Raw genomic sequence first — 13817 nt, forward strand, 5'->3', positions numbered from 1 at the left:
CGGTCACGTCAACCGGCAGAGGTGGTGCGCGCCGCGTCGAGCCAGTCGGCATGGCTGATGCCGCGTTCCATTGCGGCGTCGACTGCCAACCTCTCTTCCTCGAATTCGTCGAGCAGGGTGATCATGACGAAGTCGCGCGGGCCAGCGTGCATGGCAGGCTCGACGATGTACGCCGCCTTCCACACGCCGGAGGGAGCTCTCAGCGTGCGTACTTCCACCGAATACTGGCCAACGGTTCGACGGTGCACGATGCAACTCCCCCTATGGGCGGTGTGTGTGCCTGTGTGTCGATTCTTACGCCCTCACGACCCGGATGACAAGCCATGTCAGGCTTTCGGAGGAGCCTGTGCCGCGAGGCCTTCGCCACTGGCGGGGATGGTGAAGGTTTTCGTCTCGCCCTGGCCGACCGAGGCGTCGGCATCAAGACGCTCGCCACTGCATGCGCCGTGCGACAGCACGCTCAGCTTGCGCGTGCCCGAGGGAACGTGAAGCACCAGCTGTTGCCCGATTTCCATATCCGCGACGACCTTGTCGTCGAGATAGATGGCACTGGAGCAGCCGCCGCCCCACAGGCCCTGCTCGCGCACGATATTCAGCGTCGCGTTGCCGTCGGCGGTGTCCTGGTTGGAGAACGTCGTGCTCGAAAGCACATCATGAATCTCCACATGGCGCTGGTTCTGGGTGGCGCAGCCGGCGAGCAGCACGACACCGGCGAGGGCGATATAACGCATGGGGGTTGGCTCCGCGGGGAATGTGAAGAGCATTGGTTTCCGCCTGTGCACGATCTGTGAAAACGGCGCGGCGCCACGCGCCCACGTCGCGTAGACATGCGCACACGAACAATCCCGCGCCCACACCCCAAGGATTGCCCCATGGCCAGCCGAGACTGGATCGACATCGACTCGTTCGAAGCGATCGACGACACCGAGCAATTCGACCGGCCTGACATCCCACGCGTCGAGGCGGTGCTCAGCGGGGCGCCCGAGCGCGATTGGCAACAGTTCTTCATCGTTCGCGCCCGTGCGCTGGAGCAGACCCACCCTGGCCTGAAGATGGAGATCCTGGCCGACCGCCTGGGCTTTCACACGCGCGCCAGCAACGTGGAAGAGACCTGTCGCCTGGTCCATGAGGCCGTCCAGGGCACCAACCATGACTTCGCCGCACAACGGGCGGCCGAGGAACAGCGCATCGCCGACCGTAACGACGAAGTTCACGAACTGATGTCCCGGGTCAAGACGATCAATGCCGCGTGGCCGCCCCAGGAGCCCACGAGCTGACACCCCACGGAAAGTCTGGGAGGGATAGAATCCGCCCATGAACTTCACGCCGTCAGCGGGTCCCAATGCCCTGGTCTTCGATCGGGCGAGCATGGTTGCCGAGACGGTGGCCATGGTCCTGGAGGATGCCGGCTACCAGACCCGGGCGACCATGACCTACCGGGATGCGCGGCGCGCCTTCCAGGAAATGAACGAACTCGTCCTGATGGTGGTGCACGCGGACACACCGGGCGAGCGACGCGGCCGGGAACTGCTCAACGCCGCACTTCGCGACCGGCCGGACACGGCGATTGTCATCGTGTCCAGCCGGTTGCCCGAAGACCTGGGGCCGGCGCCGAGCTCGGCGGTCTTCCTGGTCAAGCCCTTCGATCGAGAGCAACTGCTCGACGCCGTCGAACGAGCCCGACTCGCGCGACCGGCCACCTGATCGTCGCGTCTACGCCGCGCGCCTGATCGCGGCGCTATGCTCGCCACCATGTGCGGACGTTATGCCACTTACGGCCCGGTAAGCGTGTCGCGCGAAGCCCGCGACGTGCTCGATCGTCTCGAGCTGGATCTCATCAGCGAGATCAACCAGCGCGAGGACCACTTCAATATCGCGCCGACCCAGCGTGCACTCGTGGTCACGGCCGAAGACGCCGCGCTCCACGTCGGTTTTTATCGATGGGGACTCATTCCTTCCTGGGCGAAGGACATGAGTATCGGCGCGAAGCTGATCAATGCACGCCGTGAAGGGATCGCCGCCAAGCCCGCGTTCCGTGCCGCCATACGCCGGCGCCGTTGCCTGATACCTGCCTCCGGTTACTACGAATGGCAGGGTGAGAAGGGCCACAAGCAGCCGTACTTCGTCCGGCCGCCGGACGGTAGCCTCATGGTGTTCGCGGGGTTATGGGAAACATGGCGCGACGCGGAGAACGCGCCGCTGCGCACGTACACCATCATTACCGGCGAGCCCGGCAAGGTCGGCGGCGACATGCACGACCGCCAACCGGTCATCCTCGCGCCGGGTACCTGGGAGGAGTGGCTGTTCGCAGCGCCCGACAAGGCAGTCGCGCTGCTGGACGCCGCCAACGAACCGGATCTCGTCTACTACCCCGTGACGAAGGCCGTCAGCTCGCCAAGAAACGATGGGCCCGAACTGGTCGAGCCCATCGAGCTCCCGCTTACCGGGCCGGGGGAGTAGCAGAAGTCGACGGAGCAGCCGGCGCCATCGGAGCGGCCGGTGCCGAGGGAGCAGCCGGTGCCAAAGGAGCAACCGGTGCAGCCGGAGGAGCCGACGAGAGGCAGGAAATCGCTTCCTCGCGATAGCTGCCGTTGTAGTCGCCCTTCACCTTCTGCAGTTCATACATCACGACCTGCGAGCCGGAGCCGCTGGCGGTGATCTCCAGGCGCTCGTAAGCGCCGTCCTTGCTGGCGTTGACCGTGCCCTTGTCTTGCTTGGCGTCGCCCTTGGCATCCGGCGCCAGCGCCTGCCACTTGGGCAACACGCACTGCACGTAGGCCGTCACGGTCTTGTCCGACTTGCTGCTGAGCTTGGGCAAGGTGTCCTTCATGCCGCTGGTGGCGCAACCCGCGAGGAGGACGGTGGCGGCGATCGCAAGAACGTGTTTCATGCTGGATTCCACGGTTAGGTCCCGGGATTCTAGCGGGTTCGCACGCTTGCCATCAGCCACCCGCACGAGCGACCGTGTTGGCTTCGACATGCGCCAGCTGTCCGTTCGTGCACTTCAGGTAGCCGGAGGATGCGAGCCAGCGCTTATCCGGGTAGTACGAGAACACCATCTGCCCGCCCTTGAGGGCGTCGATCAGCTGGTGCGCAATCGCCGTACGCACGGCCGGGCAACCCCAGCTGCGACCGATGCGACCGGCGACCTTCGCCATCGCCTCGTTCACGTAAGCGGCACCGTGGATGACGATGGCGCGAGCGAGCGCCTGATCGTTCACACCGGGCTCGAGCCCGGTCAGCCTCAGCGAATACCCGTTCTTACCCATGTACGTTTCCGACGTGCGAAAGAGGCCGATGCTGGAGGCAAGGCTTTCCGGCGCGTTGGAGAATCGTGTGGCGTTCGCGTCACCGCTGTTCTTGCCGTGGGCAACCAGCTCCTGGAACAGCAGCTTGCGCTTGACGGTATCGAACACCCACAGGCGCGGCTCGGAGGACGGCTTTGAGTAATCGATCACGGCCAGGCGATCGGAAGGCGCACCGCCCTGCGTCTGCGCGCATTCGGAGGCCTGGACGGCAAGTCCGATCACCTTGGGGTCGGCCGAGGGAGCCAGCCTGGCCAGTGCATCACCGAGGGTGTCGGCGGCGTGGGCCTGGGCGGGAAGGAAAAACGCGGCGCCGAGGAGCGGCGCGGACGCGATAAGCGTACGGAGCGATCGAATCATGCGGTAAGCCGGGAGGTGTTACGACGGGGCATCCTAACGCGCTGATCATTTATTGACCACAACACCGTCACATCTCTGCCCTTGATATGTGTGAAAGCGTGCAGGTACGCCAACGAATTCGGAATCGATTGATAATGACTATGGAAAAATGCGTGCCCGGCCGGCTTGTGCTATCGCTCATGGCCGCTTTTCTCCCTCTCTGCGCCGCGGCTCAAACGCCACCGGCCCCGTCCCAGGCCGCATCCGCCGCTTCGCCGCCGCCCATCGTCGCCCAGTTGCCGGCGACTGCGACCAGTGTCGCGGCACCCGCACCACCACCCGCCGACGACCTGGTAGCCACGGCCATTTACGGCCGCCTCCAGCAGATGACCCCGCTCCAGGGTGGCCCCCTGAGCCGACCGGACGCCGCGCTTGGCAAAGCCGTGAGTGACTTCTATGCCCAACGCCACTTCACCGCCGCCTGGTCCAACCCGACGAACGTGCAACAGCTGCTGGCCGGCCTGGCCTCGGTCGACAGCGACGGACTGCTCCCGGACGACTACGACCTCCCTGCCCTCAAAGCCACCGTCGATGCACCGGACTGGAGCACGGCATCGCCGGAGCGCCGTGCCGACTTCGACGTGGCCGCTACCGGCGCCTACATCACGGCGCTGGTCCAGCTCGCCCGCGGCAAGGTCGACCCCATGCGTCTGGACCCGACCTGGAACTTCGACCCGGCGGTGATCGACGCACAGCAGGGCATGTCCATGCTGCAAACCTCGATAGACGAAAGCAGCGTCGACCAGGCTTTCGCCATGGCGCGGCCGCAGAACCCGCTCTACGCCCAACTCCGCGACGCGCTCACGCAATTGCGGGCCATGGCAGCGCAAGGCGGCTGGCCCAGCGTTCCCGACGGTCCATCGTTGAAGCCGGGCATGAAGGATCCCCGCGTCGGTGCGCTCAGGGCCAGGCTCGTCGCTGGCGGTTACCTCGACCCTACCCTCGCCTATGGGGACCACTACGATTCGCCGTTGACCGACGCGGTCAAACGCTTCCAGGCCGACCAGTACCTGGACGCCGACGGCAGCGTCGGCGCCGATACCCTCACGGCGCTTAACGTGCCGATCGAAACGCGCATCGGCCAGGTACGAGTCAACCTGGAGCGGGCACGTTGGTTGCTGCATGCGCTGGAGGGCACCTTCGTGGTCGTCGACGTGGCCGGCTACAAGATCAGCTTCTACCGCGACGGCAAGCCGGTGTGGAAGTCACGTGTGCAGGTGGGCAAGCCCTACCGCAGCACGCCGATCTTTCGCTCGCAAATCACTTACATCACCTTCAATCCGACCTGGACCGTTCCGCCGACGATCCTCAAGAACGACATCCTGCCCAAGGTGCGCGCCAACAGCGCCTACCTGGCCAACAACCGTATCCGCGTTCTGGATAGCAACGGCAACACCATTTCCGCTGCCGGCGTGAACTGGGCAAACCCGCGTGGCATCACCCTGCGCCAGGACGCCGGTCCGGGAAATTCGCTGGGCCAGGTGGTGATCCGCTTTCCCAACTCCTTCGCGGTCTACCTGCACGACACACCCCACCAGGACCTCTTCTCCAAGACCAAACGCGATACCAGCTCCGGCTGCATTCGCGTCGAACATCCCCTCGAACTCGTGCAGCTGCTTTTCAACGACGACGAGAAATGGAATCGCCAGGCGATCGACGATCGCATCGCCATGAAGAAGACGCAGAACGTGACCCTGCCGACGTCGGTACCCGTGCTGCTGGCGTACTGGACCGTCGACATCAGCGACGATGGCAAACTCGCGTACAAGCCCGACGTCTACGATCGCGATGGCCCGCTGCTGGCGGCATTGGACAAGCCGCAGCCCCTGCGCACCCCCTGAGCCGGGCCGTTTGCCGCAGTCCGGCGTGCCGCAGGGGCCGTATACTGCGCAGATGAACGCCCCCCTCGAAGCGACCGAAACCACCCTCCACGACCAGGTGCGCGACGAGGGCTTCGCCTTCGTACAGGGTGACGCCATGCGTCGACTGGTCGAGCACATCGCACCGGTGGCCGACTGGGAGGCGTTTGCCGCCAGCTGGAATGCGCTCGAGCCGGATACTTACCTTGCAGCAACCGGGCGTTTTCGCCGACGCCGCCATGCGGTGTTCGCCGCCTCGCCGTTCGGCCACGTCGAAGCCCGACCGCACCAGGCGCACTTCCAGACACTCTCTTACAACACGCTGCAAGGCGACATCGAGCGCTGGTTCGCCCCGGTGCTGCCGGAGATCGCCCAGAGCGAGACCCTGCGCGCGATCCTCGACTTCTGTCGTGACTTTTTCGGCGGACTGTCGCCGGAGGTGGCCCAGTGGCACGTCGAGGCCCACCAGTTCCGTATCGAAGCCACGGCTGGTGCGGCAGGCGAGCCGACGCCCGAAGGCAGCCACCGCGACGGTGTGGATTATGTGTTGGTGCTCCTGATCGATCGAGAAAACATTGCCAGCGGCACGACGACAATCCATGCGCCCGACGGGCGTTCGCTCGGTGAGTTCACGCTCGCCCACGCGTTCGACGCCGCCCTGATCCACGATCCGCGCGTGTTCCACGGCGTCACGCCGGTCACGCCGCTGGACCAGAGCAAGGCCTCCCACCGGGACGTGCTGGTCGTGACCTTCCGCGCGGTGTAACCATCGCGCCGGCTGCACCGGCGTTTCACGGCCGCTGAGGCGTACTGCGCGGACCGCAGCCACGGAGCCTCGCCGTGACCACACGATCCACAGTCATGTTCCTCGTCACCGCCCTCGCGGCGACCTCCGCGTTCGCCCAGGACGCGCCGAAAGCCGATAACACGAAGATCAACCAGCGCGACCGGCATGGCGGGCAGACCACCGCTTTCGACCAGCCGAATGACGCCGAAGACATCAAGGTCGCCGCCGCCGTGCGCAAGGCCATCGTTGGAGACGATTCGCTCTCCCTGTCCGCACACAACGTGAAGTTCATCGCCTCCGATGGCACCGTCATCCTGAGGGGTCCCGTGAAGGACGACGCCGAGAAGGCACGCGTCGAGTCGATCGTGAAGGGCGTGCCCGGCGTTGCGACTGTCCAGAACCAGCTCGATAGCAAACACTGACCCGCGAGGACCGTCATGAAAGCATCCGTCTACTGCACCACCCGCACCGTCGAACAGGCCGAGCACATCGTCCTCGAACTCAAGCAGGCCGGCTTCACCAGCGACGATATTTCGGCGCTCCTGCCCGACCGTCGTGGCACGCGTGACTTCGCGCACGAACATCACACCAAGGCACCCGAAGGCGCGACGGCAGGTGGCGTGGTCGGCCTCGGCCTGGGTGCCGGGCTGGGCTGGCTGGCCGGTATCGGTGCGCTGGCGATACCGGGTGTCGGACCGTTCATCGCGGCCGGCCCGATCATGGCCGCGCTTGGCGGCGCGGCAGTCGGCACGGCGACCGGCGGCATCATCGGCGCCCTCGTCGGCATGGGCATTCCCGAGTTCGAGGCCAAGCGATACGACGCCAAGGTCCGTGAAGGCAGCATCCTGATTTCGGTGCACACCGAAAGCAGCCATCAGCGCGACGTGGCCCGCGACGTCTTCAAGCGAAACAACGCCGACGACATCTCCAGCGGCTCCGAAGCCAGCGTTCCTTCCTGATTGTTTTTGTGGGAGCCGATTCATCGGCGAAAACCCGGCCGCGACAACCTTCGAGTCATCGCTCCGCAGGAATCGCCGGCGAAGCCGGCTCCCACAAAAATCTCCCAGACAGATTTACAGCGCGGCCGGATTTACAGCGCTGCGTCGAACAGCGCTTTTGCTTTTGCCAATGCTTCCGCGTGCGTCGCCTCCTGCGGCACTTTCACATCCGCGCAAATCGGAACGCTCGCCTTCGCCGCATCCGTGCAGGTGCTCAGGAAGTCGTAATGCCCGACCCCGGGTAACCGCGTGATCGTCGCACCAGGAATCGCCTTCGCGGCAAGGTTCGCGTTCGTCGCCGGCTCGGCCACCTTGTCATCCAGACCGACCACGATCGCCGTGGGCACGTGGATCCGTACAAAGCTATCGGGCGCGATCGCCTGCACCAGCGCCGGTGCGAGCGTAAAGACAGCCTTCACTCCGGGAATCGAATGATCGTCCGTGGCGTGCGCAATCTGCGCCTTGATCGCGGGATCCTCGTAAGCCTTGTGGAACAGAGCAGGCCCGGAAATCTCCGGTGCTTCCTTCTGCGGCTTGCAGACACCGTCATCGGGATGACTGTCGCAGAAGGCCCTCAGGTGGGGGATATCCGTGCGCGCTCCGGCCAACAGAAACGCCGTGAAGCCGCCCGCCGAAAACCCGGCCACACCCAGGCGCACCGGATCGATATGCGCCGCGATGGCCTTGTCCTTGCGAACGGCGGCGAACGCCGCCTTCAGGTCTTCGGCGCGCTCCCACCACATCGCCGCACCGGCGGCGGTCATCGGCCCCATGCCGTTGTTGCCCGGATGATTCACCCCGACCACGACATAACCGTCTCGCGCCAGCTCCGTGCCGAACCAGCTCATCATGCGGGCCGTCCCGCCGAACCCGTGCGAAAGCAGCACGACCGGATGACGCCCGGGCGAGAACGGCGCGTCCTGCGCGGCGCGACCGGCGAGAAACAGCGGATGACCGGGCGAGCCCATGTCCAACGGCTCTTCCTTCACCCCGTCGACGGCGGGATACCACACCGTAATCGCCAGCGCGTCCGAGTGCGCCGCATCGCGCATGGCGGCGGTGGGCGTCGTGGTAGAGCGGTGCGTCTCGCCCACGGTGGTCGCCGAAGCGACACCAAGGATCGAGGTGAGTGCCAGCGCCAGGCAGGCGCGCGTCGTGAACGGCATGGTGGATCCCCTCTGTTGGTGACGGATTGGATGCGGTCAGGGCGCCAGGGGCACCCAGATTTCGACGCCACCCATGCCTGTCCGGGGGTCGAAGGCGGCATCGTAACGCTCGAAATCAGGCGCGTCGGCTGCCATTAGTCCCGAGGCGGGAAGCCAGGTTTCAAGGAAGGCGCGCCAGGTAAGCGGAATGGAGCCGATGTGCGCGGTGTGCCGGACGACGGCGTATGGACGTCGCGCTAGGCGCAGTCGCGTGTAGTCAGCCGGCAGGCCTGAGAAGTTGGCTACTTCATGGCCACAGAGATAGTCGAAGTTGCCTTCGTCGTCATAGTTGAAGCAGACGCCGTAGGCATAGTCCCGGTTCGAGCGCGCACAGGCATCCTGCTCGTAGCGCTGCCACTGTGCGGGAATGCCGGCGGAGTTCGAGGCGAGGTAGCGCGCGCCAAGGCCTGCGATCAACAGCGGGCCGGCCTCTTCCACGCGTGGAACCTGGACCTCAGGCATCGGTTCCTGCATCACCCGCATCGCCTCGACCATCCGCAGCCCCTCCAGCGAACCGCGCTGACGGACCTCCTCCGGGGTGGTGCCGAACTGCTCGCGGAAAGCTCGCGTGAACGCCTCGTGCGACCCATATCCGGCCGATAGCGCCACATCGAGGATGTCAGGTGCCCCGGCCGCCAATTCGCGGGCAGCCTCGGAAAGACGGCGGGCGCGCAGGTAGCGCACCACCGGCCAACCGGTAGCGGCCTGGAAGACACGCGTCAGGTGAAACGGCGACACGCCAGCCGCCGCCGCGACATCGCCCAGGGCCAGCCCGGCGCCGAAATGGCTTTCGATGTACCAGAGAGCTTTCTGCGCGGCGGCCATGGTCGCAGTCCTTATCGAAGTAGGCGCAATCCTAGCGCCCTGTCAGCTGCGGCACTTGATTGCGATTGCGGCCCGTTTTCGTGGCGAACCGGGGTGGCCGCCGTGTCACAATGGGCCCACATTCGATCGAAGTAGTGTCATGAATTCGTCCGGTAAATATGACTTCAAGCAGTTCCAGGACGAACTCGCCGCACTCGACCGCCAGAACGCCGCCGGCAAGCCGCCAGCGGTCGCCCCGCCCGTCGAAAAGCCGGTTGAGAAGATCCCTGAGAAGCCCGTGGAGAAGCCGCGCCGCGGTAGGCCGCCCAAGGTCGATCCGCTCGCCGACGCCCGCGCCGCATTCAACGCGTTGCGCGTGAGTTACGGCCTCAGCGTGGCCGACGTAGTGGCGTGGTTCCCTCCGGAGGAAGGCATCGCCTACCTGCAGTCCCTGATTGCCAGCGCCGAACCCAAGCCACGTAAGCCACGGACCAAGCGCTCGCCGGACGCCGAGTAAGCCGCCGATCGATGACCGTCCACTCGCGCACCCCGACCGTCCGCTCGATCCTGTTCACCCTCAACGGGTCCATCATCCCGGTGATCTGGCGGCGCGTGCTGTACACGGTGCTGCTTTCGGTCGGCGTGGTCTGGGCGGACTTTCATCTTTTCACGCTGAAAGTCGGCCTGAACGCGGCACCGCTCACCCTGATGGGCCTGACGCTGGCGATCTTCCTCGGCTTCCGCAACACCGTGGCCTACCAGCGCTGGTGGGAAGCCCGCACGCTGTGGGGCGAGTTGATCGTCGCCAGCCGCAATGTCGCGCGGCAAACGCTGGCCTTCCTGCCCGACGCGAGCCAGACCACCCGCCGCGAACTGGTGCATTCCGTGATCGCCTTCGCCTATGCGATGAGGCACCACCTGCGCGCCAGGGATCCCACAGCGGACCTGACGTCGTGGCTACCACCACCGACCCTTGTCAACGTCATGGCCTCGCCCAACCGGCCGAGTGCCCTTCTCGCTCACATGGGTATCGCCTACGCCACGGCGGCACGAGCGGAAAGCACGAATCCGATCCTGCTTGCCGCGATCGACAAGGAGCTGGGATCGCTGTCGCATGTGCTTGGCGGCTGCGAGCGGATCCAGGGGACACCCCTGCCCTACGCCTACCTCCTGCTGCTGCACCGGACGGTGCACATCTACTGCTTCCTGCTGCCGTTCTGTCTGGTCGGCCTGGTGGGCTGGTTCACGCCGCTGCTCGTTGGCGTGCTCGCCTACACGTTCTTCGGGCTCGACGCCCTGGGTGACCAGATTGAAGATCCGTTCGACATCCTGCCGAACGATCTTCCGCTGGATGCTTACTGCCTTACGGTAAAGAACGACCTGGTGGCTCTTGTTGGCGACGGCTCGGCTGACGCCGTCGCTTAGAGATCGCCGATGAATCGGCTCCCACAGGAGCCGCCGCACCGCCGATGTGTTGGAGCCGATGTGTGGGAGCCGATGTGTGGGAGCCGATTCATCGGCGATGCCCTCTCCCATCCCTCCCATCCCTCCCACCTCCCACACTCAAAACACCTTAACAAGCACCCAAAACAGCCCCGCCGCCAGCGCAATCGACACCGGAAGGGTGAGCACCCAAGCCATCAACATGCTGCGCACCGTGCTCCACTGCAGCCCCGAGCCATTCGCCACCATCGAACCGGCAACGCCCGACGACAGCACGTGCGTCGTACTGACCGGCAAACCGAAACGATCCGCAGCTCCAATAGTGATCATGGCCACCAGCTCAGCCGAAGCGCCCTGCGCATAGGTGAGATGCTCCTTGCCGATACGCTCACCGACGGTACGCACGATACGGCGCCAGCCGACCATGGTGCCCAGACCCAGCGCGATAGCGACAGCCACCTTGACCCAGGTCGGAATGAACTTCGTCGATTTATCGAGTAGTCCGTGGTAGTTGCCTAGCACCGCCTGGTCCTCCGGCGCGAACTGCGGCTGCTTGCTCTTCTCCATCAGCCGCAGCGCTTCGGAGCTGAGATACATGCTGTTGCGCACGTTGTTGATCTCGCCCTGCGGCACATCCGCAAGCGACGGACGCTGGGCTACCTGGTCACCGATGCGATCGGTGAGCGCGACGAGCGCGGAGAACGTCGCCGGCGTGGCCTGCTTGGTCTGGATGTAATGCTCGATCTCATCACGCGGCGACGCGACAGCCGGCGCGCCCGTGGCGTACTTGGAAAGGGTCTCGCTGGCGTGATGGGCGACAGACACGAAAGTCTGCGTCTCTCCCGGGGTCACGGCCTTGTTCAGTGCGTAAGCGCTAGGCACCGTACCGATCAGGATCAACATGATCAGGCCCATGCCCTTCTGCCCGTCGTTCGAACCATGCGCGAACGACACGCCCGTGCAGGTGAGGATCAGCAGGCTGCGAATCCAGAACGGCGGCGGCTTGTCGCCGTGCGGCTCCGCGTAGAGTTCGGGCGCTTTCACGAAACGTTTCAGGGTCATCAACAAGACGAAAGCCAGACCGAAGCCGATCAGGGGCGAGAACAGCAACGCTTTGCCAACGCTCAGCGCCTGGCTCCAGTCGACGGCCGCGTTCGCGTTGCCCGCATTCATCAGCTGGTTCATGAGACCCACGCCGATGATCGACCCGATCAACGTATGCGAGCTCGATGAAGGAAGGCCGAGGTACCAGGTGCCGAGATTCCAGATGATGGCTGCCAGCAACAGGGCGAACACCATGGCAAAGCCGGTCGAGGATCCGACGTTGAGCACGAGGGCGATGGGTAGCAACTGCAGCACCGCATAAGCCACCGCGCCACTGGAGATCATCACGCCAACGAAGTTCCAGCCGCCTGACCAGACGACGGCGAAGGTCGCCGGCAGCGACCGCGTGTAGATCACCGTCGCCACCGCGTTGGCGGTGTCGTGGAAGCCGTTGACGAACTCGAAGCCCAGTGCGATCAGCAAGGCGATGCCGAGCAGGACGTATTCGAAGGCAGGACTGGTCGGCGCGACGTGGAGGTCGTGGCCTAGCTGCGAACCGACGTAGATCGCTGCAGCGAGCAGGACGGCGGCGAATACGCCCAGGCTCAGGTAGCGGGTTAGCGGAGAGCCGGCTGTCGGCTCGCTCAAAACCGTACTGTTCATGGCGCGCCTCCGGTTAGGACAGACCAGAGGTAGCAAGGGGGTGTGACCGTCTTGTGTCAGTTAGTGAAAATCACCCTGAATGGCCAGGTTCGATGGGCAGTGGTGGCCGCCCGTGGCCGAAACTCCAGAGTTAACGAGGATCTGGGTCGTCCCCGTCCGCTTTGTCGCCGTCAGCCACCGTTGTCGCTGCACCGGCCTCACCCGAGACGCCTGTGCGAATGGACTTGTCGTCTGACGTCGTACGGGACGAAAACACCCACACCGTAAACACCAGGAACCCACCGAACGTGACTGCAAGCAGTGCAATGGAGGGGGACCGAACGTAGGAATAGAACGAGTTCAATGCGTCTGACAGGCCGTTGTGCGCCTTGCACAGAGCAAAGAGAAGAAGATAGAAACCCGCGAATCCGACTGCGAAAACGTGACCGAGCTTGAATTGCCGAAGGAAGCGGGCCATGGACCCAGTCTTGTGGCGAAAGATAAGCACAAAAAGAAGGCATAACAGAAAGAACGAGAGCACGATCGATCCTCATTGGTTGATTGGTAGTCACCGGCGTCCGCCAAGCGGCCTGCGACGGGGCCCTCCAATCGCAAAGATTGTGATGATGGCAATCTCTACGACTGGACCGCCGATCTCTATTCGATACATTCGTACATATCGTCGCCAAAGAGCTCGATCCGAGGATGTCGCTCAGCGCCAGAATGACGTTATCCCGCTTTTTCGACACAACCCATAACGAGAGGTAAGGTCGCTTCACCCACCGGCCCGATCGGGCCCCGGAGGAGCGATGAAGAAGTCGCGGTTTACCGAAGAACAGGTCATCTACGCGCTGCGCCTGGCCGAGTCCGGAACGCTCGTTACGGATGCCTGCCTGCACGGAAACGCTCTGTGCGTTCAGCGTGCCAGCATTGATCACATCGCCGCGTGTGGCGACGGACAGCGCGCCGCCGCTCTGCAGCACGCCGGTGTTGATCAATGTATCAGCCGACAGCAACGTGCCATGGTCGCTGGAGATAATCCCCTCGTTCGTCAGCGTCGTGCCGGACTGGATCGCCACCTGGTCGCCGGCGATCAGCGCGCCCTGGTTCTTCATGTGGTCCGCTGTCGCCTTGGACAGATACACCACGGACGAGAGCACGTATTGCCCATCGACCACCGTGTCCACCAGCCAGACGATGTCCGATTCGTGAGTGATTATGCCTTGTTCGTTCCGGATCAGAAGCCTCCGGACGCCATGACGCCGCCAGACCTACTGAGGTCAGACACTGTCGTATAAAGCCCCGGCTTATCGCAAAGGCCTAAACTGAAC

At 64.4% G+C, this 13817-nt stretch carries 17 protein-coding genes; 10 read left to right on the top strand and 7 right to left on the bottom strand.

Annotated features, from left to right (window positions below; translation table 11 throughout):
• Positions 1-8: 8 nt before the first annotated feature.
• On the bottom strand, positions 9-248 hold the full coding sequence (locus C8J98_RS21925) for a hypothetical protein (RefSeq protein WP_146171553.1): 240 nt from the start codon (positions 246-248) through the stop codon (positions 9-11).
• Positions 249-326: 78 nt separating this feature from the next.
• Positions 327-731, bottom strand: coding sequence for a hypothetical protein (locus C8J98_RS06165; RefSeq protein ID WP_107911926.1), 405 nt, complete (start codon positions 729-731; stop codon positions 327-329).
• Positions 732-872: 141 nt separating this feature from the next.
• Between C8J98_RS06165 and C8J98_RS06170 the strand changes: the two genes are divergently transcribed.
• Genes C8J98_RS06170 through C8J98_RS06180 form a run of 3 tightly spaced genes read left to right on the top strand, consistent with a single transcriptional unit; the run spans position 873 to position 2460 of the window.
• Positions 873-1277: a hypothetical protein gene (locus C8J98_RS06170; RefSeq protein ID WP_107911928.1), complete on the top strand. Its 405-nt coding sequence runs from the start codon at positions 873-875 to the stop codon at positions 1275-1277.
• Between the two features lie 37 nt (positions 1278-1314).
• A complete protein-coding gene (locus C8J98_RS06175; RefSeq protein ID WP_107911930.1) occupies positions 1315-1704 on the top strand; it encodes a response regulator in 390 nt (129 codons plus the stop codon).
• A gap of 36 nt (positions 1705-1740) precedes the next feature.
• Positions 1741-2460 carry an SOS response-associated peptidase gene (locus tag C8J98_RS06180; RefSeq protein WP_199229827.1) on the top strand — a complete coding sequence of 240 codons (720 nt, stop codon included), beginning with the start codon at positions 1741-1743 and terminating at the stop codon, positions 2458-2460.
• On the opposite strand, the gene C8J98_RS06185 is transcribed toward C8J98_RS06180, so the two are convergent.
• The gene (locus C8J98_RS06185; protein ID WP_107911932.1) at positions 2441-2890 is read right to left on the bottom strand and encodes a hypothetical protein; all 450 of its coding nucleotides are present in this window, start codon (positions 2888-2890) and stop codon (positions 2441-2443) included. The genes C8J98_RS06180 and C8J98_RS06185 overlap by 20 nt on opposite strands.
• A gap of 52 nt (positions 2891-2942) precedes the next feature.
• Positions 2943-3665, bottom strand: a complete 723-nt coding sequence (locus C8J98_RS06190; protein WP_107911934.1) for a murein L,D-transpeptidase catalytic domain family protein — start codon at positions 3663-3665, stop codon at positions 2943-2945.
• A gap of 179 nt (positions 3666-3844) precedes the next feature.
• Here C8J98_RS06190 and C8J98_RS06195 point away from each other — a divergent pair, with 179 nt between their 5' ends.
• The 4 genes from C8J98_RS06195 to C8J98_RS06210 all read left to right on the top strand — a co-directional run bounded on the left by C8J98_RS06195 (position 3845) and on the right by C8J98_RS06210 (position 7309).
• Positions 3845-5545, top strand: coding sequence for a L,D-transpeptidase family protein (locus C8J98_RS06195; RefSeq protein ID WP_158272616.1), 1701 nt, complete (start codon positions 3845-3847; stop codon positions 5543-5545).
• Positions 5546-5597: 52 nt separating this feature from the next.
• On the top strand, positions 5598-6329 hold the full coding sequence (locus C8J98_RS06200; protein ID WP_107911937.1) for a 2OG-Fe dioxygenase family protein: 732 nt from the start codon (positions 5598-5600) through the stop codon (positions 6327-6329).
• A 74-nt stretch (positions 6330-6403) separates the two neighbouring features.
• Complete coding sequence (locus C8J98_RS06205) at positions 6404-6772, top strand: BON domain-containing protein (RefSeq protein WP_146171555.1); 369 nt, start codon at positions 6404-6406, stop codon at positions 6770-6772.
• Between the two features lie 15 nt (positions 6773-6787).
• Positions 6788-7309 (top strand): hypothetical protein, encoded by a 522-nt coding sequence (locus tag C8J98_RS06210; protein WP_107911941.1) that lies wholly within the window; start codon positions 6788-6790, stop codon positions 7307-7309.
• 131 nt (positions 7310-7440) lie between these two features.
• On the opposite strand, the gene C8J98_RS06215 is transcribed toward C8J98_RS06210, so the two are convergent.
• Both C8J98_RS06215 and C8J98_RS06220 read right to left on the bottom strand, forming a co-directional pair.
• Entirely contained in the window at positions 7441-8514 is a 1074-nt protein-coding gene (locus C8J98_RS06215; protein WP_233260128.1) for an alpha/beta hydrolase, read from the bottom strand.
• Between the two features lie 36 nt (positions 8515-8550).
• Complete coding sequence (locus C8J98_RS06220; protein WP_107911943.1) at positions 8551-9378, bottom strand: AraC family transcriptional regulator; 828 nt, start codon at positions 9376-9378, stop codon at positions 8551-8553.
• A 139-nt stretch (positions 9379-9517) separates the two neighbouring features.
• On the opposite strand from C8J98_RS06220, the gene C8J98_RS06225 reads away from it, so the two are divergent.
• Together C8J98_RS06225 and C8J98_RS06230 are read left to right on the top strand one after the other, a co-directional pair.
• On the top strand, positions 9518-9874 hold the full coding sequence (locus tag C8J98_RS06225; protein WP_107911945.1) for a hypothetical protein: 357 nt from the start codon (positions 9518-9520) through the stop codon (positions 9872-9874).
• A gap of 11 nt (positions 9875-9885) precedes the next feature.
• The gene (locus C8J98_RS06230) at positions 9886-10782 is read left to right on the top strand and encodes a bestrophin family protein (protein WP_107911947.1); all 897 of its coding nucleotides are present in this window, start codon (positions 9886-9888) and stop codon (positions 10780-10782) included.
• Positions 10783-10920: 138 nt separating this feature from the next.
• On the opposite strand, the gene C8J98_RS06235 is transcribed toward C8J98_RS06230, so the two are convergent.
• Positions 10921-12507: an inorganic phosphate transporter gene (locus C8J98_RS06235; RefSeq protein WP_107911949.1), complete on the bottom strand. Its 1587-nt coding sequence runs from the start codon at positions 12505-12507 to the stop codon at positions 10921-10923.
• An 864-nt stretch (positions 12508-13371) separates the two neighbouring features.
• Here C8J98_RS06235 and C8J98_RS06245 point away from each other — a divergent pair.
• Positions 13372-13698, top strand: a complete 327-nt coding sequence (locus tag C8J98_RS06245; RefSeq protein WP_158272617.1) for a hypothetical protein — start codon at positions 13372-13374, stop codon at positions 13696-13698.
• The last annotated feature ends 119 nt before the right edge of the window (positions 13699-13817 follow it).

The sequence above is a fragment of the Luteibacter sp. OK325 genome (assembly GCF_003050935.1).
GTDB lineage: Bacteria > Pseudomonadota > Gammaproteobacteria > Xanthomonadales > Rhodanobacteraceae > Luteibacter.